This window comes from Leptolyngbya sp. AN10 (assembly GCF_050565645.1).
Classification (GTDB): Bacteria; Cyanobacteriota; Cyanobacteriia; order Leptolyngbyales; family Leptolyngbyaceae; genus Leptolyngbya.
Genome location: NZ_JBNXVP010000010.1, coordinates 192,396 through 217,542, shown reverse-complemented (window position 1 = coordinate 217,542; position 25,147 = coordinate 192,396). Strand labels below are relative to the sequence as shown.

The 25,147-nt window shown below is 46.9% G+C and carries 15 protein-coding genes; 5 read left to right on the top strand and 10 right to left on the bottom strand.

Annotated features, from left to right (window positions below):
- Positions 1-57 precede the first annotated feature (57 nt).
- Together ACQ4M5_RS16480 and ppk2 are read right to left on the bottom strand one after the other, a co-directional pair.
- The gene (locus ACQ4M5_RS16480; protein ID WP_430676733.1) at positions 58-2,229 is read right to left on the bottom strand and encodes a glutamine synthetase III; all 2,172 of its coding nucleotides are present in this window, start codon (positions 2,227-2,229) and stop codon (positions 58-60) included.
- 17 nt (positions 2,230-2,246) lie between these two features.
- Entirely contained in the window at positions 2,247-3,179 is a 933-nt protein-coding gene (gene ppk2 / locus ACQ4M5_RS16475; protein WP_430676732.1) for a polyphosphate kinase 2, read from the bottom strand.
- Between the two features lie 1,142 nt (positions 3,180-4,321).
- On the opposite strand from ppk2, the gene ACQ4M5_RS16470 reads away from it, so the two are divergent.
- Positions 4,322-7,771: an AAA-like domain-containing protein gene (locus tag ACQ4M5_RS16470; RefSeq protein WP_430676731.1), complete on the top strand. Its 3,450-nt coding sequence runs from the start codon at positions 4,322-4,324 to the stop codon at positions 7,769-7,771.
- Here the strand turns inward: ACQ4M5_RS16470 and ACQ4M5_RS16465 are convergent.
- From ACQ4M5_RS16465 to ACQ4M5_RS16455, 3 genes are read right to left on the bottom strand one after another with little or no spacing between them, the layout of a single operon-like run.
- On the bottom strand, positions 7,768-7,938 hold the full coding sequence (locus ACQ4M5_RS16465) for a PCP reductase family protein (protein ID WP_430676730.1): 171 nt from the start codon (positions 7,936-7,938) through the stop codon (positions 7,768-7,770). The two genes, ACQ4M5_RS16470 and ACQ4M5_RS16465, sit on opposite strands and share 4 nt — an antisense overlap.
- Positions 7,939-7,956: 18 nt before the next feature.
- Positions 7,957-9,615, bottom strand: coding sequence for a glycosyltransferase family 39 protein (locus ACQ4M5_RS16460; RefSeq protein ID WP_430676729.1), 1,659 nt, complete (start codon positions 9,613-9,615; stop codon positions 7,957-7,959).
- A complete protein-coding gene (locus ACQ4M5_RS16455; RefSeq protein ID WP_430676728.1) occupies positions 9,599-11,161 on the bottom strand; it encodes a glycosyltransferase in 1,563 nt (520 codons plus the stop codon). The genes ACQ4M5_RS16460 and ACQ4M5_RS16455 overlap by 17 nt, the downstream gene beginning before the upstream one ends.
- A gap of 344 nt (positions 11,162-11,505) precedes the next feature.
- Here ACQ4M5_RS16455 and eno point away from each other — a divergent pair, with 344 nt between their 5' ends.
- Positions 11,506-12,801 carry a phosphopyruvate hydratase gene (gene eno / locus ACQ4M5_RS16450; protein ID WP_430676727.1) on the top strand — a complete coding sequence of 432 codons (1,296 nt, stop codon included), beginning with the start codon at positions 11,506-11,508 and terminating at the stop codon, positions 12,799-12,801.
- 16 nt (positions 12,802-12,817) lie between these two features.
- On the opposite strand, the gene ACQ4M5_RS16445 is transcribed toward eno, so the two are convergent.
- The 4 genes from ACQ4M5_RS16445 to ACQ4M5_RS16430 form a co-directional block, all read right to left on the bottom strand.
- The gene (locus ACQ4M5_RS16445) at positions 12,818-13,138 is read right to left on the bottom strand and encodes a hypothetical protein (RefSeq protein ID WP_430676726.1); all 321 of its coding nucleotides are present in this window, start codon (positions 13,136-13,138) and stop codon (positions 12,818-12,820) included.
- Positions 13,078-13,497, bottom strand: coding sequence for a Uma2 family endonuclease (locus tag ACQ4M5_RS16440; RefSeq protein WP_430676725.1), 420 nt, complete (start codon positions 13,495-13,497; stop codon positions 13,078-13,080). Before ACQ4M5_RS16440 ends, ACQ4M5_RS16445 begins: the two co-directional genes overlap by 61 nt.
- A 439-nt stretch (positions 13,498-13,936) precedes the next feature.
- Complete coding sequence (locus ACQ4M5_RS16435; RefSeq protein ID WP_430676724.1) at positions 13,937-15,451, bottom strand: LCP family protein; 1,515 nt, start codon at positions 15,449-15,451, stop codon at positions 13,937-13,939.
- A 271-nt stretch (positions 15,452-15,722) separates the two neighbouring features.
- Positions 15,723-17,882, bottom strand: coding sequence for a pentapeptide repeat-containing protein (locus ACQ4M5_RS16430; RefSeq protein ID WP_430676723.1), 2,160 nt, complete (start codon positions 17,880-17,882; stop codon positions 15,723-15,725).
- A 467-nt stretch (positions 17,883-18,349) separates the two neighbouring features.
- Here ACQ4M5_RS16430 and ACQ4M5_RS16425 point away from each other — a divergent pair, with 467 nt between their 5' ends.
- The 3 genes from ACQ4M5_RS16425 to ACQ4M5_RS16415 all read left to right on the top strand — a co-directional run bounded on the left by ACQ4M5_RS16425 (position 18,350) and on the right by ACQ4M5_RS16415 (position 21,183).
- Positions 18,350-19,576 (top strand): S8 family peptidase, encoded by a 1,227-nt coding sequence (locus ACQ4M5_RS16425; RefSeq protein ID WP_430676722.1) that lies wholly within the window; start codon positions 18,350-18,352, stop codon positions 19,574-19,576.
- A 124-nt stretch (positions 19,577-19,700) separates the two neighbouring features.
- Positions 19,701-20,129, top strand: coding sequence for an aspartyl protease (locus tag ACQ4M5_RS16420; protein ID WP_430676721.1), 429 nt, complete (start codon positions 19,701-19,703; stop codon positions 20,127-20,129).
- 82 nt (positions 20,130-20,211) lie between these two features.
- On the top strand, positions 20,212-21,183 hold the full coding sequence (locus ACQ4M5_RS16415; protein WP_430676720.1) for a hypothetical protein: 972 nt from the start codon (positions 20,212-20,214) through the stop codon (positions 21,181-21,183).
- On the opposite strand, the gene ACQ4M5_RS16410 is transcribed toward ACQ4M5_RS16415, so the two are convergent.
- Positions 21,070-25,032 carry an AAA-like domain-containing protein gene (locus ACQ4M5_RS16410; protein WP_430676719.1) on the bottom strand — a complete coding sequence of 1,321 codons (3,963 nt, stop codon included), beginning with the start codon at positions 25,030-25,032 and terminating at the stop codon, positions 21,070-21,072. The two genes, ACQ4M5_RS16415 and ACQ4M5_RS16410, sit on opposite strands and share 114 nt — an antisense overlap.
- Positions 25,033-25,147 lie beyond the last annotated feature (115 nt).

The following is a 25,147-nucleotide window of genomic DNA, read 5'->3' as shown; positions in this document are numbered from 1 at the left end:
TTAATGCAAAAAACCCTCCAAGCAGAGTTGGAGGGCAAACACACACAATGTTTAGAACTATTTCACGAACAGCATTTCTTGATAGGTCGGCAAGAGCCACAGATCATCAGCAATCTCAGCTTCAAGTGCATCCGCATACTCGCGCACCTTATCCATCAAAGGACGAATCGTTTGAGCGCAGTACTGCATGTGCTCTTCAACCGTCTCAAAATCGTGCAGGGTCATTGCTCCACTGAGCTTACTGACGTTATCCATCATCGATTGAATCAGTGTTGCGACTTTCTCAGCCGTTTCTTTATCAAGCGAAAGTCCGATACTGCTCACCGTTGCGATCGCACTTCCCAAATCAGATAAGTAGCGCACTGCTGCGGGATAAATGATCGTCTTCGCCATGCTCACGACTAATTTCGCTTCAACCTCGATCGATTGAATATACTGCTCTGCATAGACATCGAAGCGGCTTTCGAGTTCAACTGGCGTGAGAATTCCCAGTCGATCGAACAATTCCTCGATTTCTGATTGCTTCAAGACAGGTAAAGCATCCGCAGTCGTTCGCAAATTCGGTAAGCCTCGCTCTTCGACCGCCATCTTGTGCCATTCTTCAGAGTAGCCATCACCACCGAAGATCACCGCACTGTGATTGTCCATCACCTCTTTGAGAACGATGAACACTGCAACACCTAATTCAGTGCCTTTTGCAAGTTCAGCCTCCAGTTTGTCTCCGACCCAAGTTAGCGAGTCTGCCAAAATCGTGTTCATCGCCACTAAGGGACCCGAAACCGATTGTCCAGAGCCAACTGCGCGGAATTCAAAACGGTTTCCGGTGAACGCAAATGGAGAAGTCCGATTACGATCGCCTGGATCTTTCACAAACACAGGCAAAGTATCAACGCCCAAATCCATCATTCCACCATGTGATGAATCCATCACTTCACCCTTAGCAATCTTCTCGAATACTTCCTCTAGCTGTGTTCCAAGGTAGACGGAAATGATTGCAGGTGGAGCTTCATTTGCGCCCAGACGATGATCATTACTTGCAGTTGCGACGACTGCTCGTAACAATGCACCATACTTGTGTACACCTCGAATCACTGCACCACAGAACAATAGAAACTGTAGATTCTTGTGAGGAGTATCACCGGGATCAAGTAAGTTGCCTTGGGTTGGATTTCCGACTGACCAGTTCACGTGCTTTCCAGAACCATTCACACCTGCAAACGGTTTCTCATGCAGCAAACACATAAAGCCATGTTTCTTGGCAGTGGTTTTCAGAATGGTCATGATCAACTGTTGGTGATCACTAGCAACGTTTGCTGCTTCAAAAAATGGTGCGATTTCAAACTGTCCCGGAGCGACTTCGTTGTGCCTCGTTTTTGCAGGAATACCAAGCCGATAAAGCCTTTCTTCCACGTCTTGCATGAACACTTGAACGCGCTCTGGAATTGCTCCAAAGTAATGATCATCAAATTGCTGACCTTTGGCGGGAGACTTCCCAAACAAAGTGCGACCTGTGAGCAATAAATCAGGGCGATTGTGAGCAAAATTAGCATCCACTAAGAAATACTCTTGTTCAGCACCACAGCTTGAATTGACAGGAGCAACATCGGTGTAGCCCAACTGTTTGAGAACACGAGTTGCCGCTTTGTTCATTGCGGAAATCGATCGTAATAATGGCGTTTTCTTATCAAGCGCTTCCCCTGTCCAAGAAACGAACACGGTTGGAATGCACAAAGTCACACCATTGTCCGTTTCCATCACATAAGCTGGACTGGTCACATCCCAAGCGGTGTAACCCCGCGCTGCATTCGTCGCTCTCAATCCACCATTCGGAAAAGATGAGCCATCCGGTTCCCCTTGTACAAGGACTTTTCCGGTGAACTCAGAAATCACAGAACCATCACTTTGAACTGAGATAAATCCATCGTGTTTTTCTGCCGTTGCATTGGTTAACGGGTAAAACACGTGAGCATAGTACAATGCACCTTTTGAAATTGCCCAGTCTTTCATTGAAGCCGCAACAATCCCTGCAACAGAGACATCAAGTTTACCGCCTGTTTTGATTGTCTGCTGCACTGATTTGAACACATCTTTGGGCAAGCAAGCCTGCATTTTACTCAGCGTAAAGACATCTGTTGCCCAGATCGCTTCAAGCCGTGAAGGAACTCTGGGCGGTAACGGAGTCCGATCGATCACTTGCTGGATTGCTTTCACTCTCAATTCATGGGTCATAAAAAACTTCCTCAAACTTAGTAAACAGATGGGACAAAAAACTGTTCATTCCGGGGCGGGCGAACATAGTCATCTGGAGCAATCCGACGGGGCGGTAACTCCATTGCTTCTGGAGTCATGTCGGTGTAGGGCACTTTACTCAAAAGATGGCTAATACAGTTCAATCGAGCACGCTTCTTATCATTCGCTTCCACTGTGAACCACGGAGCTTCAGGAATGTTAGTGGAGGCGAACATGGCATCTTTGGCTTTGGAGAATTCCACCCAGCGATCGCGGGATTCCAAGTCCATCGGACTGAGCTTCCATCGACGAGCGGGATCAATCGTACGAGACTGAAATCGCCGCTCTTGCTCATCGTCGCTGACTGAGAACCAGTATTTCAGCAGCAAAATTCCCGATCGTACTAACATTCGCTCGAATTCAGGACAGGACTGCATAAACTCTTTGTACTGCTCATCGGTACAGAATCCCATCACGTGTTCGACTCCGGCGCGGTTGTACCAACTGCGATCGAACAATACAATCTCACCCGCAGCAGGTAAATGCTCAACATAGCGTTGAAAGTACCACTGCGTTTTTTCTCGATCGGATGGAGTCCCAAGCGCTACGACTCGACAGCCACGAGGATTCAGCGGTTCGGCAATTCGCTTGATAGTGCCGCCTTTTCCAGCCGCATCGCGTCCCTCAAACAGAATCACCAGACGATATCCAGTGTGCTTGACCCAGTACTGCATTTTTACCAGTTCAGCTTGTATGCGTCCTAACTCAGCCTCGTAAGCTTTGGAATTTAGCTTTTTCTGTTCAGGCGGTTCAAGCTCAGTGTTTTGACTTTCGCTCAGTGGGGAAATGAGTTGTTTTTTATGTTTCTTGTGTTTTTTGTGATGTTTCTCCTCAAACGATCGAGCGTTTTCTTGATCTGAACTATTCCCATTGTGCGAGGAGCGTTCCATATACGAAACTCCGATTGAAAGTGAAAAGGTAGGGGGAGCAGAAAACATCGTCTCCCTTTCTACCGCCTTCCGTTTAGGAAAGGTCTGACAAGGGGATGCAAACGAGCAAGCTGATTCTGCTTACCCAGTAACGAAAGCTCTAGCGACCCCGATCGGGGAAACTTTCATCGATCGAGCAAGCTTCTTTCACTTGCCAGAGAGCGCTTCTCAGACACAGCTAGAGGCTACAGTCTGACACTAGATTCCACAGATGTAACGAGTAACAATCCTCAAAATCCTAGCCTTCAAAGTTTTGATACTGTCGAAGGTTTTTCCACTCGACTCATAGTAGGAATAGGAGACTGAGTTGTTTGTATCACAAATCACTATTCTTAAGAAAAACTGAAAATTTCTCATAAGTTTATGGTTTAAGTGGGGTTCGTAATCATTGACACTAAGAGGGTGTTTGAAAAGTATAAAAAGCGGCTTTGCTGCGTTGCCAGTCCGCCCGGAAATGAATCTCCGGGCTAATGGAAGAAACCCCGCTGAAGCGGGCTAGGAGCGCAATTCGGAGTTCTTAGCCCAGTTTAGTGGGCTTCCCCCGATTAGCCCGGAGATTCATTTCCGGGCGGGTGAATGCGATGAACGATTATTCCTCAAACACCCTCTTAGAGGGTGTTTGAAAAATATAGAAAGACTCTTCGCTGCAATTGCGTTCCGCCCGTGATTTCCAATCACGGTCTATCGGAGAAAGTCCACTAAAGGGGACTGAAAGCCAATCGTCATCTACTCTTCAGTCTGTTTCAACAGACTTTGTTCCGATAGCCCCGAATTCCATTCGAGGGGTGATTGAGGCGATGAACGATGACTTTTCAAACACCCTCTTAGACTTAGAGTAGTGCGGTTTGCGTAGTAGATTTCTGACACGTAGAGATCCGATCGTATTCAACAACATTTGAGGAAATTAATTGTTCAAAAAAGCAACTTAAGAAAGCAATCAGTCCCTTTAACTACTATTGTCACTATTTATTTATTCATTGATCGACTTTGCAAAATCCCAGAGTTTGGAAATATTGTACTGCACATCATTCAGCCAAATGATCCTGTTAGAGTCACTTCGGCATTTGATAGAGTGCTAGGGTGATGCTCCCTCTCAATCGATCGTGTTTACCTCTGACTATCCCAAGCCTGTCTATCAAGTTGGAGGCAGCCTACCGCCTCAATCAGCAAGTTACGTGTATCGGCAAGCCGATCTCTATCTCTTTCAAGCGCTACGACAGAGAGAATTTTGCTATGTTCTCAATGCCCGACAAATGGGAAAATCGAGCTTGCGGGTTCAAACCGCACTGCGATTGCAATCGGAAGGAATGAGCTGCGTCACGATCGATTTAACCGAAATTGGAACGCAACACATCACGATCGACCAATGGTATGCCACGATCGCAGCTTCTCTGGTCAAGCGCTTTCAACTCAGAGTTTCGCTTTCTCAGTGGTGGAATGCTCAGGCGCATCTCTCACAAGTGAATCGGTTGGGCGAATTTATCGAAACGGTTCTACTCGCGCAAGTTCACGAATCGATCGTCATTTTCATTGATGAAATCGATAGCGTTCTCAGTCTCAAATTCTCCACCGATGACTTCTTTGCATTGATTCGGACTTGTTTCAATAAGCGATCGGACAATCCGAGTTATCAGCGGCTTACATTTTGTCTCATTGGAGTGACAACACCGAGTGATCTGATTGCCGATCGAACTCGAACTCCGTTTAATATCGGACAAGCGATCGCGCTTCAGGGTTTTCAGTGGGCAGAAACTTCGCCACTCCTGCGAGGATTGCTCAATTTTCCGCATCCTGAAATCATCTTGCAGCGAATTCTCGATTGGACTGGGGGACAACCCTTTCTCACTCAAAAGCTCTGCAATCTTGTTCAAAATACATATCCGCCTGATAGTAAGGTTGATTTGCTGCAATGGATTGATCAACTGGTACAAACTCAGGTGTTACAGCATTGGGAAAGTCAAGATGAACCCGAACACTTAAGAACGATCCGCGATCGCTTATTGTTGCGAGAACAATGGGCAGGGCGATTACTCGGACTCTATCAGCGTCTTTTGCAGAATCAAGGACTCGAAAGCGATGACAGCTTAGAGCAGACTGAACTGACTCTTACAGGTTTAGTTGAAAAGAGACAGGGAACTTTGCAAGTTAAAAATCGGATTTATCAAGAGATTTTTACTTTGGACTGGGTGAACCAACAGTTAGGTAGATTGCGCCCCTATTCAGAGACGTTTAATGCTTGGATGAATTCTGAGCAAATGGATGAATCTCGATTGCTACGGGGACAAGCGCTGATCGATGCTCAACAATGGAGCCAGGGAAAGCATTTGAGCGATCTAGACTATTGGTTTCTTTCAGCCAGTGAACAATACGATCGACGAGAAGTTCAACACGCTTTAGAAGCTTCCAGAGCCACAGAAATTCAGGCTCGATTCGTGCAAGAACGTAGAATTGTGAAATTGCAGCGGATGTTGCTTGGAAGTTTAGGCGGACTTGCTGCGATCGCGCTTGCAATGAGTGGAGTTGCCTTTCAACAATATCGCGAAGCAAAACTGAGTGAAATTAGAGCCTTAGCTTCTTCGTCGATCGGTCTATTTGCATCCGATCGACAATTAGACGCGATGATTGATGCGATCAAAGCTCAACGGCAATTACAAACGCTCGATCGAGTTCCTGCTCAACTGGTGGCGCAAGTCGAATCTGCTCTGCGGCAAACTGTGTACGGCAACAATGAATTCAATCGCTTAATCGGGCATCAAGGTGCTGTTCTGAGTGTTGCAATTAGTTCAGATAGTTCGATTGTTGTCACAGGCAGCAATGATAAAACTGTAAAAATCTGGAACCGAGATGGCGCATTGCTAAGAACGCTTCAACATTCTGCGACTGTGCATCGAGTGGCAATTAGCTCTGATAGTTCTACGATCGTCACTGGTAGCTTAGATGGAACAGTCAATGTTTGGAAAACAGATGGCACTCGATTAAAAATAATTCAGGCACATCAAGCTCCGGTCTGGGGCATTGCGATTAGTCCTGATGGTCGCTCCATTGCTTCCGCGAGTGGTGACAAGACCGTGAAAGTTTGGGCATTGGATGGAAGCTTGAAAGCAACGTTACGCGGACATTCAAAGGCGGTTTGGAATGCTGCATTTAGCCCAGACGGTCAAACGATCGCGTCCGCAGGAGTAGATCAAACGATTAAACTCTGGACGGTGAGCGGGAAGTTACTCAAAACCCTGTCAGGGCATCAAGGCGCTGTCTGGGATGTCGCGTTTTGCCCACAGAAGAATCTGATTGTTTCTGTGAGTAGCGATCGTACTGCAAAAGTCTGGAATTCAGACGGGAACTTAGTGAGAACCCTACAAGGAGAACGCCCGATGATCGGTGTAACTTGTAGTTTGAATGGTCACTACATTGCCACCAGTGGAACAGATAATATGGTGAGTCTGTGGAAATCAGATGGAACCTTTGTTCGACATCTGAAACGACACAATGCTGTGATTCGAGATGTGGCTTTGAGCGCGGATGGTCTGATGTTAGCGTCTGCAAGTGATGACGGTACAGTGAAGCTCTGGCGGCAAAATCAATACCTGCTGAAACCGCTCCACGGTCATCAGGATGTGATCTGGGAAGTAGCAACGAGTCCGAACGGAAAATGGATTGCAACCGTAAGCGGAGATGGCACTCTGAAACTTTGGACTTCCAATGGCACATTGCTTCAAACAATCCAGGGACAAGACGCTGGATTTCGGACCGTTACTTTTAGCGCAGATAGCCGCATTCTCGTCACCGGAGATATGAATCGGACTGTCCAAGTTTGGCAGTTGAGTGAACCTTTTGCGATTCGGCAGATCCGAACGTTCAATGGGCATGAAGCGAGCGTGTACGGTGTGGCAGTCAGTCCCGATGGAAACACGATCGCGTCCGCAGGTGACGATCGCACAATCCGAATTTGGACGATCGAGGGAAAGCCAATTCGTAAATTCACCGCACACGATGAGCGAATCTGGAAGCTTGCGTTTAATTCAGCGGGAACGACGATCGCATCTGCGAGTGAGGATGGCTCGGTGAAACTTTGGACAACTGAGGGAAAAGCGATCGCAACTTTACCCGGACAAGGAGCGGTCTGGGGCACTGCGATTAGTCCCGATGGAACGATGATTGCGTCTGCCAGTCGAGATGACACGCTGAAATTATGGCGACCCGATGGAAGGTTGATCAAAACGATTCCAGCCCAGAGTCGGGGATTGACGCGAGTGGCATTTAGCCCGGATGGGAAAACGATCGCAACGGCGGGAATTGACAATACGGTAAAGCTCTGGAGTGCGACTGGAGCGCTATTAAGAACTCTACCGGGTCATCGGGGCATCGTCGTTAGTCTGGCGTTTAGTGCAGACGGTCTCCATCTGGCTTCAGGCGGCGACGATGGCATGGTGATTCTTTGGGATTTGCAGAAAATTCGATCGCTTGATCCGATCGTTTACGCCTGTGATTGGGTTGGAGATTATTTGCAAACCAATGTTGAAATGGAAGAACATCGCCATCTTTGTCAGTTTTAACTACCGAACCTCTGTTTCGCCTGATCATAAATTTCAGGTGTAATCTGCGTGGCTCCCATTTCTTGAGCGAATTTTTCAATCTTTTTCCGGGCTGCCGGACGCACAAAGAAAGGAATCTCTTTTAATTTTGCTTCTGCTTCAGAAGTCCATTCGATCGATTGACTCATCTTGTTCCCTCTGGTGAATCAGTTCTTTCTAAGAACATACAATTGTTCTTGCTTCCAAGGAAGCCATCGTCTGAAAAAATATTGCTGCTCGATTTCATATCCAGCTTGAGGCACAAAGCTTACAGTATAGGAATACTTTCTGCCAGTTTCTATCCAGGTTGCCCAGAGACAATCAAAATCTGCCCAAGCTGCAACTTTGGGTCGAGGCTGGATTCGATACTTAGAACTACAAGTTTCTAATCGATTGCCAAAGTGCCAACCATTAAACTCGAAACCGCCATTAATTTGTTCCGGTGAAATCCCTTTGTCTTGTACTAAGCCGTTGAGTGCTTGCCATCGCACTCGGTTCCAGGTCAGATAGTCGTGAGATCCAGCGATCGAGAACCCAGAAAAACCGATTAGAAAAATCAGCGAGATTGCAGTTAATCTTCTAGAAAGCGCTTGTTCTGAAACTAAGAGTATCAGCACTGGAATGAGAAAGATTAGATAGCGATCGAACCAGTAGTTGAGGTTTAATCCTGCGATCGCACCCCAGTAAAGCGCAATCACAGACAATGCAAAGACCAGAAGCCAATTCGCGGTTCTAACACTCCTCAACAGTGCTGCAAGCAAAACGCTGATCAACATACCCGCACTGACACAACCCGCGATCGTCATCAGCTTCCAGAAGTATCCGATCGCGCTCTGCGTCTGTACATTCAAAGAATCATAGCCCTTTAATGCCTGAGTTCCTAAGTTGTAAGTTTGTAGAATATTACCTGCAAGTGGCATCTGTTGATCATGGAGAACAAGCATGAACCCGATGCCTATCATGAGAAGAAGCACCAAGCGTCTTGAAGAGGATTTGAGCCAAACGGGAAAGTCAATCACCAAAAAAGGAGCGAGGAACAAGCCTAAGTAAACAGACATGATCCCAATATTCGTCACGTAAGTTTGAAGCGTGTTTCCTTGGACAAAGGTTTCTTGTAAGCTCTGAATTTGCAAACCATACAAAATTGGAGTGTTATCCGTTACTTTCAGCCAGTGAGAGTAAGCGAATTGTGCCGTGAATCCTAAAAAAGCAGGTAAGAAAGCAAATCGAACGGTGCGGAAGTTAAAGCCTTTTTTCGCGATCGCTGCAACTCCAAACCCAATCAGCACCACGATTCCAGACTGCCGATTCAGCACCGAAACTAAAGAGAGCAGCGTCCCTAAAACCAGTGCAAGCCTTGAATCAGTTCTCAGTGCGCGAATCAGAAAGTAGAGAGACGCGATCGCAAATGCAAACGAAGGCACATCGCTATTAAACGAATGAGCAGCAACAAAGTAGATTGGATTAAATGCAACGACGAGAGCACCAAACAAGGACAGTTCAGGAGTCGCTTTCGTTTCTCTCAACAATCCATAAGTCGAGAGCGCTCCAACCAGTCCTAAGACTAACGCTGAAATCCGCAGGGCTGTGAATGAAAAGCCGAAGGGCAGACAGAACAGCGTTCCCCAAATGACTTGAGACAAGAGATTGGTCGCGGTCCAGTCTGACAATTGGTAAGTTCCAGTTTCCAGAAGTTGCTGAACGGTCCAACCGTAAGCCCAGTCATCATTGAGAGGGAAGTTACCGATCGGATTGGCGACAGCGATCGCGCTAATCCAGAGACTACTGATGATAAGAAGATAGACCCAATCAGTTCGTGCGCTCATGTTTTGAAATCCGCTGGTATTTCCTTCTGAAGCGTGGATCAACGATCGTTTTCAGCCAAAGCCGAAACAAGACTTGCCAGTATCCCCCTCCTACTTTGACTAATCGAAATGAAGACACTCCCATGTCGGGTGTGCGATTAATCCAGGAAATCGGAACTTCTTTCACCGAATAGCCCATTAACAGCGGTTGAAGACCTGTTTCAGCATTGATCGCAAATCCGGGCTGTGTGAGTTGTAGCTGCTCGACGACTTCCCGCCGCATCAGCTTCAAATTATTAGTTAAATCCCGAATATCACTGCCCAGAAACAAAAACCGAGCGAGGAAATGAAAGCCCCGATTGGCAAGAATTTTCTGAATCGGATAGTTCAACAACACACTATGGCGAGAAAAGCGACTTCCCACGACGACATCATAGTTCTGTGCTGCTGCATCAAATAGATCTCGAAGCTCAGGTAACAGATGCTGAAAATCACAGTCCATTGAGAGAACATACTGACCTGTGGCAACTCGATACCCTTCTGCGATCGCTCGACCCACTCCATTCGGGGGTGTCCGATACACAGGTTTAATCGTTGAATCAGTTTCAGCAAGTTGCTGCAAAATCATCCCTGTGCGGTCTTTGCTGTTGTCATCGACTGGAATAATTTCATGAATATAGTCGCCGTAAAGCTCCTGAAGCAGCGTGATCAAGGGTTGAATGTTCATTTCCTCGTTGTGGCAAGGAATGACGATCGACACTGCTTTTCGCAGCGATTCATATTCACACAGGGATTGATTGGGGCGGGGAACGATTCGAGGCGGCTTTTGAGCATGAACGAGGATTGACCCTGCAAACGTTTGCAGAATGGGTGTATTCTCCAGCAGAATAGATAGATTTCGCAAAAACCAGATTAAAGGACGATTGAGCGGCGGATAAACGAAGTCATTGAAAATCGCAAAAACCCGAATAAAGCCCAATTCAGAAATTAACTCATACAGCTTCGGACGACTGATCAAGTGACGCGGATCTTTTTGTCCTGACCACTGAGAGAGCAAGCGTCTAAATCGCAGTACCGGATTCCAGGGATTGCTTTCGTAAAAGAGAATTTGTCCACCGGGTTTTAGAAGTTCGTGTACATTTTGCAGAAACCAGGCGCAGTTCTCCGCATCGAGCAAATCCATCGCCACAACGTAGTCAAATTGCTGTCCTTCGAGGGCTTCAGGTTCAAGCGTCGCATTGACAAATCGAACTGAACCTGGACGCGGTTCTGGCGCGTTCATCTCAGCGTTAAACGTCACTGCCGTAATCGGATTTTCTCCGCGAGACACTTGCGCTAAGGATTGAGTAAATAAACCGCACCCACAGCCCAACTCCAGAATTGTTTGTCCCGGCAGCAAGTGAACCATGTGTCGAAACGATTGCGCTCTCCACAATAGTCGATCGCGGTATATCGGATCGCGTTTGAGCCAATAGCGATCGCGGTACTGCTCTCGGATACCGAGCGTTCTGATTTCTGGTGCGATCGCGGATTGTGCCACCCTGAAAGGACTAAACAAACTCATCATGATTTTTTAACAGCGAGAGAGTTCTTGCGAGGAGAACGTCGATCGCAAGAATACGCAGACTTTATCATCTGTCGGGTTAACTTGTAGCGTGATTATACAGAACTCTGAAAGGTGAAACCCCGACAATTGTAAGAAACAGAACCTGCAAAAAACAGAACCGTGATTAGAATATTTTGCAACAGCTTGAATTCAGGTTTAATTCTTGATCCCGAAGACTTTTCCTTGACTTTGAGGGCGCGATCGTGAAGCTCGCTACAAGAATGGAACAGGAAGGTCGTATTCTAAGCAAAGGCAAAAATTGATTTGCTCAACAATACCATCTTGTTCACTACCGAGTTGACACTATGATTGATGCCCTAGACACCGCGATCGGATCGATTCGTGCCCGTGAAATTCTCGATTCCAGAGGTCGTCCGACGATCGAAGCTGAAGTGATGCTTGCCAATGGTGCGTATGGATTGGCTCAAGTTCCGAGTGGAGCTTCGACCGGAAGTTTTGAGGCGCACGAACTCCGCGATGATGATACCAGCCGCTACGGAGGCAAAGGAGTCCTCAAAGCGGTGGAAAATGTTGAGAAGATTCTCACGCCGAAGTTGCTTGGATTAGATGCGATTAATCAAGAGCTAATCGATCGCACGATGATCTCGATCGATGGGTCTCAGAATAAGTCGAATTTGGGCGCGAATGCGATTCTTGGTGTGTCACTAGCAACGGCGAAAGCAGGAGCGGATGCGCTCGGATTGCCGCTGTATCGCTATTTGGGTGGACCGTTATCGAATGTATTACCTGTGCCGTTGATGAATGTAATTAACGGGGGTGCTCATGCGGATAATAATGTCGATTTTCAAGAGTTCATGATCGTTCCGGTTGGAGCATCGACATTCCGAGAGGCTTTGAGATGGGGCGCAGAAGTGTTCGCTTCTCTGAGCAAGGTGCTGCATGATAAAGGACTGCTGACGGGTGTGGGCGATGAAGGCGGATTTGCTCCGAATTTAGAATCGAATCAGGCGGCGCTTGATCTGTTGATTATGGCGATCGAGAAAGCGGGTTACAAACCAGGTGAACAAGTTGCTCTTGCACTCGATGTGGCTGCGAGTGAGTTCTACAAAGACGGGCAGTACACCTATGATGGAACCGCTCATAAACCGACCGAAATGGTGGACTATCTGGCACAGTTAGTCGGCAGTTATCCGATCGTGTCGATCGAAGATGGATTACACGAAGATGATTGGCAACACTGGCAGTTATTGACCGAGAAGATTGGTAGCAAATGCCAATTAGTTGGAGATGATTTGTTTGTTACTAATATTACGCGACTGCAAAAAGGAATCGAACAGAAAGCAGGAAATTCGATCTTGATTAAATTGAATCAAATCGGATCACTCACGGAAACGCTACAAGCGATCGATTTAGGTGCGCGAAATGGATTCCGATCGATCATCAGCCATCGTTCCGGTGAAACTGAAGATACGACGATCGCAGATTTGGCAGTAGCCACTCGTGCAGGTCAAATTAAAACCGGATCGCTTTGTCGAAGTGAACGAGTCGCGAAATACAATCGTCTGCTTCGGATCGAAGACGAATTAGGCGATCGAGCGGTTTACGCGGGAACCGTTGGCATGGCTCCGAGTTATAAATAGGGGAATGGAGGGGCGGTCAATCGATTGCCCCTTCTTCAACTAAAACAGTGTTCTGACTTGGCTCAACGTTCGCAAAATTTACTTTTCGATAGATCTCATCCAAACTTATTGTGAATGGAATGCTTTCGAGTTTGAGTTCTCGATCGTCGGCATCTATGTCTTGAAGTGACCAACGTTTCGCAGCTTGTTTTGTATAATGCTCGATCTGAATGCGATTCTGATTGATGAGAACATACTCAACAAAGCTTGGAATCGTTCGGTAAGTCGCGAATTTGCCTAAACGCGCTGCTTCGCAGATACCGCAAGGGTCGTAATCCTCAGTCGATTTTGATAACACTTCTTTGATAACACTTCGATAATCACTTGAGGATTCAAAATAATATCTCGACGGTTGTTGTAATATTCCACCTCACCGACAACAACCATCACATCTGGATAATTGTAAAGCTGCTCCTGGGGAATCCACAGTTTTACATCTGCCATAAAGACATCGTAATTTTGTTCAGCGAATGTAGAATTCAATTTGCCTGCGACATTAAGCGAAATTCGGTTGTGATTGGTGGTTCCTCCAGCCATCGGAATGATTTCTCCTTGTCGGTATTCGCTGCGGAAGTCAGCTTGGTCTTCCAGCGCGAGATATTCCTCTGGCGTGTAGAGGCGCGATCGAATTGATCCGGATGGAGGGGAAACAGTCATTCAGGACTAATCCTAAAGCTTTCTGGTCTTAGAGGATGTTTGAAAAGGAATCGTTCATCGCCTGAATCGCCCCTCGAATGGAATTCGGGGCTATCGGAACAAAGTCTGTTGAAACAGACTGAAGAGTTTATCAAAACTGGCTTTCAGTCCACTGAAGGGGACTTTGTACCGATAGACCGTGATTTCCAATCACGGTCGGAACGCAATCGTAGTGAATAATCTTTCTATACTTTTCAAACATCCTCTTAGTTTAGCGCTGAATATCTTGTTTAATTTTGAGAAACCACTACATACAATCGATCGACTAAATCAGCAATCTCATCGCGAATCGTCAATTGTTGACAGGTGAAAATGAATCGACTTAAATTCAACGGTTGTTCCGACAGCATCCTTTCGCAAGTCCTAGTAATCATCCTCGAAATTGCGTATTCATAAAATGTTAATTTGAGGGTTTATTCGCGGGTTGCGGCGTGGCTGGAGTCGAATCTGAAGTCGATCGCTTAACGGGCTTTCTCGGTTGTAAGGCATCGCGACCGAGTTGGACGGTTACATCCGATCGCAGATCGCCCGTATTCTCGATTCGGACTTCTCCAAACCCTAAAGCACGTCGAATGGCTTCAGCACTGGCAACATCGCCCCATTCAGCTACAATCCGAGTCACACTCAGCGGTTCGCTCCATTCTTGACCTTCGTAAACGTTCCCATAGCCTGCCTTGGTTAATGCAGACATCGCGGTTTCGACACTCTTGGTTTGCTTGGTGCTGTCTTGAATTGCGATCTTGATTGATGCTGGCTCAGGAGATTCTAGGCTGGAAGTCCCGAAATTGAAGTACTGCGCCATCATGCCTTTAATGCGATCGGGATTCGGCAACCAGTAGCTCGCTTTATATTCACCGGGTGAGCTAAATTCGCCGGGAACCATCAGCATTTTAGTATTCGATCGATTCACCTGCGAGGCAAATCCTGTCAGTGCGACCAGTTCTTCGACGGTGAGATTTGTATCGATGTGGGATTGTACAACGCCTAACAAGCTTGGAAAACGGGCAACAGTGGAAGGATTCAACGTCTGTTCCATCAAAGCACGCATCACTATCTGTTGACGCTGAATTCGTCCAATGTCGCCATTTTCATCATGCCGATAGCGTAAGAGTTGTAGAACTTTATTGCCATCTAACTCTTGCCGTCCGGCTTTGAGATTGATGTAGAGACGTTGGCTATCGTCCTGGTACTTCATATCTTTGGGGACGTGAACGGTTACGCCACCGAGCGCATCGACGAGCGCTTGAACACCTTGGACGTTGATGGTGATATATCGATCGATACCGACTCCCCCAAGCAATTCACTCACCGATTTCGCACTGAGTGCAGGACCACCGTAATAGTTCGCTTCATTGATCTTGGTCATGCCGTGATCTGCGATGAAGGTGCGAGTATCACGCGGAATCGACATCACCACAACTTTCTTGTTCTCCGGATCAAATCGGAGCAATAACATCGTATCGGTTAAGCCCTCGAACGAATTGACTAACGCATGATAGGGGAGTTTCTTGAGGTGATCGGGTGCGTTATTTACATCAGTTGTTAGAACTTTTGTACCGAGAACGAGAATGTTAACGGGGCGGGTGAGGGCAGGGAGTTGCAAACTCATTCGGGTGGAAAAGCGATCGCCCTTTCCGAAAATCGAAGCCTCAGAGGGCGAGAGTTGTCGCTGCATCAATGGTGTACTGGCGAGGGAAACTGCCAAAAGAGCGCCAGCGGTGGCAGAAATCATCGCAATCCCACTGAGAGAAAGTGCCATAAACAGCAATCGCATTCCTTTCGATCGCTTTGCGGGTTTTTTCTTGCGGAGTTGTCCCGGTTTAGGGGATTGTCCCGCTTTTGTGGGTTGTGCCGCTTTGGGTTTATTGGGCTGGGCTTTCTTCTTAATTGGACGTTGTTGATTGACGCTTTTCACAGGTACCCTCATCACACCATTTTCTCGATTGAACTTCGGAACTTCGCAAATTTCGGACTTCAATTGTATGCAATGAGACCAGAAATTGCGAATTTTTTAGGGGTCATTCACAGGATGGGTGTTTGACCAAATGCAGTATGTTAACCATATTTCCCTGATTTTGCCGGGGCAAACTGGACAAAATCAAGAATTTGTTTTGTAACTGCATTGATTTTAGAAGCAAAGACGAAAATGAATCACTTTTTTGAAACCCTGTCTCTATATTGTTTTCCTATCTAAAGTAGATCAAGAGGTTCAATCCTGGGATCGTCCTTGAGAGAGTCCACAATAGTAGTGCAATATACAGGGTTCCTAATATCCATTGATACCAGACGATCGCAGAAACCAGTCCAGGTAAGTGTTCGTCGCGGAGTCGAATGTCGTTGAATCCAAATCGGAGGAAGTTATTGAAACTGAAGTCGAAATAGTTCAGCCAGTTCCATTTTCGATCCCACAGAATCGGTAAGTATCGCTCTCGAAATAAGGGATATCTCGGAATGGTGGGAAGTCTACCGACGAGAATTCGTAACTGTCGTAATGTGCCTTCTTCTGAGAAATAGCTGACTTCTAGAAGTGGATGATATCGACCTTGACGATAGAGTAATCCGATGAGAATTAGAGGGACAGGGATTACAACGATCGATAACCACAATAGAGTGATCAAAGGTCGATCTGCCGATTGAATCACTGCGGTTAAGCCAACTAAAAATAATACAGTTGCAAAACTAAGAGTCGAAATGAGTTCGGAAACGGTGGGCAAAATCGGTTTGGGTAAACGTCTGCGAACGCGATCGACAATCCAAAATAAAACGCTGAAATAAGAAACTGTAACCACTCCGATTCCGAAAATTAGCCAAAAACTTGTGCCGTTTCGACTGAGAAGTAAAAGCAAACTGAGACTGATCCATTGAAAGGCGATCGAGAGTTTTCGCCAAATGTTCAATGCAGTTGGTAACGGATCAGAGGCAATGACGCGATCGCGAACGTTAATATAAGTCGCAATGCCAATTTGATCGACGCTGAGTAATTCAGTTAAATTCCGAAAGGGTTGCTCTTTGCGACGTTGAATAATGGCATTGGCTTGAGAATCACTGAATCCGATTTGTTTTAATTTGGCTGAATTTGCAGTGTTCAGATCGGTTCCGAAAAGTAGGCGTTTGAGTTGACGCGATCGTAAAGTTTGAGTGAGATAGTCAATCTGATTCGCATCGGCAATCTGTTCTAATCGTCGGAAATTTCGGACTAATTCGCGCAGTAAATTCTCGTTTCCTTGCAAAGTTGGAACAGAAAGAAAGCGTCCAATTTGTCCTGGATCACCGAGAATTTTCGCTTTATCAGAATCGAATCTCAGTCCTGGAACATTGAGGTATGCGCCTTTGGTGAAACTGCAATAACTGAAATCGGCTCGATCGAGAATTGTTGCACCTCTCAAATTTGCCAACGCATTGAACTGAGATTCTCGGAATAGAGCAGATTTCTCGAATGTCGCATCCGTGAGAAATAGCGATCGACCAAATCGATTTTTACTAAAGTTCGCTTGATCGCGCCACCTTGTTTGAGCAAAATCAGCATTTCCTTGCCATTGAACTCTCGTAAAATTTGCAGGTTGATAGAACACGGATTGATTAAAGTTCGCGGTGTTCTGAAACTCTGCTCCTTGAAAATTCACCTCGCCTCGAAACTGAACCTGATTGAATTCTGCTTTGGCAAAAAAGATCGTGTTGCGAAACTGAACTTCTCGACCAAAATTTGCACTGGCGAAATTCATCGGCAAACTAAATCGCGATTGAGATAAGTCCGCTCCAGACGGGAATTGAATCCCTTGCGCTTCAAATCGATTGAGAAAAAATGTATTCGTTAAATCTGCAAATCCTGTGATTCGCGTTTGTGCTAACTTAATCGGCGCACGAAATACTGTTAACTGTAGCGGCGTTATTGTTTCTGTTGGTTTGATTAATAGTGATTGCGATAGTGTGCTTAATCGATATAGCCTTCTACGATCGCGTTTTAATTGTTCCTGTTCCGCAGGCGTAAACAATTTCGATAATGCTGCTCCGTCATAAATCGGTGCGCGTAAGCCCAATTTACTCGTGGTAAAGTCACCTTCGATCACCGAATTGCTCAAATCCAAACCCAGCGGCACTCCTGGTTTTTGCAATTGTGCCTGCACCAGACTGTAGAACTGATCACGGAATGCAGCATTTTCGGGACGCAGATCGATCGACATTCGCTTCAAATCGACCATGCGCGTTCCTTCACTTGGAATTGGCGATCGCAATCTTTCCTGTAACAATTCCAATGTCAAAGGCACTCGTTCCAAAGAAGCTGCGTGAACGGGAACCGCCCCACACCCAATCAGAATTGCAAATAGAACAGCGAAGAACCAGCGCACAACAGACCCAAACTCTCTGTCTGTTTATACCGAAGAACGATCGCACTGAGCAAAACTTTTTCGCATCCCATAGCAGTAGAAGTTTAGATTAGGACATCCTCAGAGTTGCCCCCAAACCCCCAATTCTGGGGGCTTAAGGAGATTTATCGAAAACAAATTACCCGCTGTCTTCGGCTTCGCTCAGTCAGCTAGAGATCGCGCCCTGAGCGAAGCCGAAGGGCAGTCTTTCAAGCGGTAAGCTCTTTCGTAGAAATCTCCTAAGACTCTTGCTCCCCCAAATTTGGGGGCTGGGGGGCTTTTTAGAAGTGTCCTAACCAAACTAGGTACGGCTATCAAAACTTTCTGCACCATTTCTGATGAGAGAAATATCATGCTAAAGGCTCGTCATCAAAATCTTACTTAAGGCAGAGTTCCGTAACTCAAGCCATTGTTCCTGAAGCGATCGTAGTTCTTTATTTTGAAGCCTCATGAAAACAAAACACATCGTTCTGAGAAACCTGAACGCGACAACTCGCGATTTTTTTGCAGGTCCCGCCAGTGCCGAATCCGCCCAATCCGCACCTCCTAGCCTTCAAGTCGCGATCGATGAGCTTGAGCGCAAAGATATTAGTTCCTTGAACCGCGATCCCGATGTCGTTGCGATCGCGCCCGTAATGCCGATGAATCTGATTCGTCCTGTGGAAGTTGAAAGCACAGACTTTGAACCGACCGTTGAAAACATCGCAAACTTAACCGCCCAAACAAAATCTACAGGCAAATTCGCCTGGGGCGTTCAAGCGGTGGGAGCCGATACTTCACCCTTTACCGGAGAAGGCGTTGTCGTTTCCGTCCTTGATTCAGGAATTGATGCGACTCATCCTGCTTTCGCGGGTATGGAAATTATTCAAAAAGACTTTACAGGCGAAGGAGATGGCGATAAAGACGGACACGGAACTCACTGTGCAGGAACGATCTTTGGTCGCGCTGTGGATGATACTCGGATTGGTGTTGCACCGGGTGTGAAAAAGGCTTTGATCGGTAAAGTGATCGGAGAGAAAGGCGGCTCTAGTGATCAGATTGCCGATGCAATTCTCTGGGCATTTGATAGTGGTGCAAACATCATTTCGATGTCGTTAGGCATTGATTTCCCAGGATTTGTGCAATTCTTTGTCGGACGCGGTTTACCGATCGAGCTTGCAACCTCTCGCGCTCTCGAAGGCTATCGTGCCAATATTCAACTGTTCCAGAGTTTATCGGGACTTGCTAAAGCGCGATCGTCTTTTGCTCAAGCGACGATTCTCGTGGCAGCAGCAGGAAATGAGAGCCGCCGTCAAACGAATAAAGATTGGGAAATTGCGGTCGCGCCCCCTGCGGTTTCAGAAGGAATTATTTCGGTGGCGGCATTGGGACGGGGAGATAAAGGATATACGATCGCGCCTTTCTCAAATACGGGTGCGAATCTGTCAGGACCCGGTGTACAAGTCTTGTCTGCGAAAGCTGGCGGCGGGTTGGTTGCCCTAAATGGGACGAGTATGGCGGCTCCTCATGTTTCCGGTGTTGCGGCACTTTGGGCACAGAAACTCACGCAGGGTGGACGATTGAATGCACTCGACTTAACCGCTCGTGTGATTGGAAATTCGACTCCAGAAGGCATCGCTGCGGGATTCGATCCGTTTGATGTCGGGGCAGGAATGGTTCGCGCACCTCAAAGTTAGGATGTCCTCACGCTGAAAAAGTTGGTGTTATTCAGGCACAGCTTTTTCAGCGCGATAATAGAAGAACATCGTCTTTTCCTGTTTAGAAGGTACTATGCATTTTGCAACGAATGAGCTTTCAAAAATGGGCAAAGTGTATACAACAATTACGGTTACAAATCGTGCGGATCAGATCTTGGCAAGAAATGGGGTAATTTCTTCGGATGCAGTTCGATCGGTAACAATCGAGAATGCTTCAATCGATACAAACGTAACTAAGTTGTGCTTACCCGCGAATGTTATTGAGCAACTAGGACTAGAGCTTGCGCGAGAAGTGACGATCCGAAAAGAAACAGGAATAGAAACTGCTCGAATCTTTCGGGATGTGAGTCTTGAGATTCACGATCGAGCAGGAACATTTGAATGCTTAGAGTTGCCGAATTCAAGTAGCGCCTTAGTTGGAAGAATTCCCCTGGATGCAATGGGCTTGAAGTCAGACAATCAAACGCTGAATATTCTGCCAGATAACTCAGCCGAAACTTATTTGACCATTCCTTACCTGGCAATTCTTTAAGCTGGCATAATTCCCAGAAAATACTGAGGTCAGATGTGAGACGCTGGAGAAATACCGTGTTTTCTCGCTTCTCGCAGTGTACATGTTGGCTGAAGTTCTGTTTGTTCTGGGGCTTGGAGTTTTAGCGATCGCATATCTTTTTCGCCATTCTGCATTCGGAATTTGGGCGATCGTACTCATTGGATTAAGTTACTGGAGCGGATGGACTCAGAGTTTAGTTAACCGAGATTTATCGCTGATCGATTCGGTTTCGCTACAAATGCCGATCGTGGCTGCGATTCTTTTTCTCCCGTTGGCTTATCGATGTCGATCGCAGAAATTATTTGTCATGAGCGCGATCGCAATTTGCTCATCGCTGCTCAGTAACTTAGGTGCAATTCTCACCAAAGGAAGTGTTTTACCGTTTCTCTTGTTGATGCTTCCGGCTGCGTTGCTTTGGTCTTATGACGACACGATTTGGACATTTGGACAACAGCGGAAATTATTTCAATCGATCGCTCGTCGTTTAGCGGTGATTTATCTGGGTGGATTGTTCTATTGGTTCTCGTTTTATGGAGCTTGGATGAGTTCCGGTTGGTATAGCCGACTGTTGGAATGGCGATCACTGCCGAGTGTAGGAATTTTGGCGGCGGTTGCGATCGCACAGTGGGTTTATCTGTTCGTTCAAGAACGGAATTGGAAGAGCGCAATGATCGGATCGATGATGGTTGTGAGTTCGATCGTGCAGTTCTGGCATTTAAGAATTGAATCGATTCCGATCTTTGCGCCGCTTGTCTTCAATGTGATGTTGGGATTATTGGCGATCGTCACTCTGCGCCAAAGTTTGCACACTAGAGAACGTCGCGCATTTTGGTTTGGTGCAATCGTTTTGAGCTTGCAGATTTTAAGTCGGTTACTTGAATATGAACCGAGTCCGATGCTGAGATTGATTATGTTCGGACTATTTGGAGGAAGCGCGATCGTTGCTGGTTTGTGGTTTGAGCGCCAACGTGGGCGCACTCGGCTTGAGGCGATTTTCGGGCGAGATAGAGAACGTTGCGATCGCTTGGCTTGAATTGCTGTTTGCCTGACAAACCTTGAGCTTTTCCAACGCCGCAGGATTAGTCTCGAAGTAATCTTGCAGCCAGTCACAACCTTGAGCAAGCAGTTGGTTGAGGTCTCGAATCGACCAAACGCCGACCTTACCATCGATTCCAGTAGTGACTAACTGTTTGCCATCGGAGCTAAACTGCATTTGCCGCAAGGGTCCTGAGGTATAAACGCCAGAATGCCCTTGATATTCAGCAATCTGCTGCCCTTGCAGATTCCAGAGTTGGATTGTACCATCGTAGGCTGCGATCGCAATCTTCTCACCATCCGGACTGAATTGCATTACCCAACCTGGCTTCGCACCTTGCAGTTGCGCCACTGGCTCTCCCCGGAAATTCCAGAGTTGAATACTCCTTTCTCCAATGGTAGCAATGTGCTGATTATCTGGGCTGACTTTAAACTGGTAACTACTACCGGACTGTGCCGCGAGGGAAGTGAGTTGTTGTCCTTGAGTCTGCCAGATCACAACAGTTCCATCCCTTCTGGCGATGATGAGATGCTGATTGTCCGGGCTAAATTCCAGCCGTCGCACCTCACCTTGGGATTGCTGTAGGGTTGCGATCGTTTTTCCTTGTAAATCTCTAACCTCGATTTTTCCTTCCCGCGTGGTCACTGCCCAGCGTGTTCCATCGGGACTAAAGTTGCCTGCATTTCCATCGATCGCGGTTTGAATTTTGACTTGAGTGAGTTGTTGTCCCTGAATGTTCCATAATCTAGCGATTAAATCATTGCTCGTGACAGCTTCTGCATCAGTTGTGACGAAATACTGGGCATCTGCATTAAAGTCAATTCCTCGTCGGAACGGTGAATGGGACTTGACTTCATGCAGCAATCGTCCTTGCAGATCCCAGGTGCGTATTGTGTTGTCATAACCACCCGGATCTGGAGTCGATGGCACCGTGTTGGGGGGTAGTAGCGGTCCAGTCCGGCGAGGCACTGACTCGAACGTAGCAATCTGTTTCCCTCCTGCGATAAAGCTGGCGCTGGGTAGATTGCGTACTTGATTGAAAGAAATCAACCGCTTGCCTTGACGATTCAAGAGCTGAGGGATGTTATTCTCCATCACTAGCAAATGTTCTCCATCTGGGCTAATTTCAGCAGGAATATGACGATCGCGGACTTCGATTGGGTGTAAAAAGCTCTGTTCCTGAAGCGTCCAGGTTTGGGACACTGCCTCCACTGAGTTAGTCGCAATCAGATGTTTGCCATCTGGACTGAATTCCAGTGATGCACTCACTGACCGAAAATCAGCGCTAAATTGTTCAAGCTGTTGTCCATTTCGGTTCCAAACTTTAACCGCTCCCTCTACACCAACAGTCGCTAATTGTTCTCCATTTGGGCTAAATGCTACTGCCCTGACAGCGCCTTGGTGTTGTTTCAGTTCACCCAAGGCTTGTCCCTGCAAATTCCAGATTCGAGTAATGCCATCACCGTTCGGTGTAGCGATCTGTTTCCCATCTGGACTAAATGCCACTCCTCCTAGTGAGTCAATGCTTTGTGGTATCTTGACTTCACCCAGTTGCTGCCCCTCCACCGTCCAAGTTTGTAGTGTAGTATCTAGCTTTCCTGACGGATCAGATTGGGTTGGAATGCCCCTAGATATAGTGGCTAAGTATTTGCCATTGGGACTGAATTGGATGTCGGGAAAACTCCGATCGTTTGGCTTCAGTTCAGTTTGCTTCTGCCCTTGCAGGTTCCAGATGCTCACAACGCCACTCCGATCTGAGGTTGCAAATGTTTGACTATCTGGACTGAAGAGTGCGCCAAATCGCACTCCTGTTATTTCAGTGATTTGCGCTCCCTGCAAATTCCATAGTTTCAACGTGTTGTCCTGTGCCCACGTTGCTAAAGTCTTACCATCAGGACTCGGTTGAGCGCTTATGGTCTTTGGATGGTTCACTTGCGTGATTTGCTGTCCGCGCAGATTCCAAAGGGTGACTGGACCATTCGGGTGATATACCACGATCGTTTGTCCATCTTGACCGAAGTAAGCCTGTCGGGAGTCGTCAAATGGAGTTGTGTCATCCGGCTTCAGAACAGCAATTTGTTTTCCTTGAGCGGTTTGCACACTGATTGTTCCATCTTCCTGCTGTTTCAGCACATGTTTACGATCGCGGCTAATCGAAACGTTCCGCCCTTCTCTGGGCACTTTGAGTCGATCGCGTTCCTGAATCCGATCCAGAATGGTTTGCAATGCCAGTAAAGGACTCACGGTTGGATAGTCTGCTAAGGAGCGACGATCTTTAACGAGTTCCGCTAATTCCTGTCCGCTTTCCATCGCAGTGAGGAGCGCAGTGAGTTCATCCGACTTAAATTGTTCAGTGGCTCTTGTGCCCGCACGTTCTAGTCGGGTAGCAGTCAGAGCAGTGCGCTGTTGTTGGATGGCGGAATGGGCAAATAGTCCCGCGATCGTAGCTCCTACTAACGAGAGTCCCAACACGAGCGAACCGATGCGAATTCGTTGTCTAGCCTTACGATTACCTGCTGCTAGGATTTGATTGGACTGCTCGATCGCGGTTTTCTGCGTCTGAGCAATCTCAAAGTTAACTTGAGCTTCTAGCTTTTCTAGCTCTAGTTGTTGCCGTTCAGCTTCTTGACTCGCTGCTAGAAACTGATAGTCTTCATTGCTCAGTTGTTTATTGATTGCCCAATCTTGAGCTTCCCGCAGAGCTTGACCTCGGAGCAAGCGAGAATGATCTTGTTGATCAGAAGCTAACCAAGCAACGATCGCTTCATTGTAGATCCTCAGCTTGCCAAGTTCCTGGCTCACCCAGGCTTGATCAAATACTTCCTGGTAAATGCGGTTGTAGACTTTCAACGTTCCCTGATGTTTCACTACCAATCCTGCCAGTCTCAGTTCTACTTGCTCTGGACTATCGTCTGCTGAAATTGCCCCGTGATTGAGGATCTGTTGGTAGATGCCGAGTAACCGTCCGGCTTGTTGTTCATTTTTCAGAAGACGATAACGAATCGTTTTGAGATGTTCAGGATGGTCATTTGCTTCCCAATTGCGGATTAAATGCGATCGCACTAATTCATCGACTGAGGCGGCTTTCTGTGTCATTAACCAACAGAGCTTCTGAGTCAGAAATGGTTGACCGCCCGTCCAATGTAAGATGTCTTTGAGTGTTCCTTCCGGGTCTGTCACGTGGTTTTCTAAGCCTGCTATTAGAGGGGGAACTTCGTAGAGTTGGAAGCCTTGAAGCGCGATCGCACTTCCAATATTAAAAGGAGTTCGATTTGGATCAGCAATCAAATCTGTCGGGGTTGCTACTCCTAACAGTGCAAAAGTGAGGCGATTGTAGTCTGGTTTACGAGCGCGGCGATTATAACAAGCGCGAATCAAGGCAAAAAAGTCATCCAGCGAATGCTGAAAACTAAGAACACTATCAATTTCATCAATGAAAATCACAATATTTTGAGTTACAGACCGAAGCAAGTGATGTTCTATCAGTTCATTGAGACGTTGTACGGGTGGCATCCAAGTGCGATCGCGCCACCATTGTGCAAATTCCGTCGTGCTCATCAACTCGAAACCAGTGGCGAGTTCGTAAGCGACTCCGGCATACCACAAGTCTGGAGACTGATACTGATTGCCAATGCTTGATAGGTCGATCGTTAAACAGGCAATTCCTTCTGTGCTCAGACGCTGCATGATGCGAATCTGAAGGCTGGATTTGCCCATCTGTCGTGAGTTGAGCACGTAACAAAACTCACCAGCTTTGAGCTTTTCATACAGTTCCGTATCCGCTTGCCGAATGACGTAGGTTTTTGCGTGTTCAGGCAAACTGCCACCGAATTGATAGGGATTCATAGGTGTATTGTCCTAGTGGGCTAGTTCGTTTTTCAGCGATTAGACTTCTTGCGTGAATCCGAGAGATGCCCGCCGAATGGAATTCGGGGCTACACAGACAAAGTGTACCTTCGTA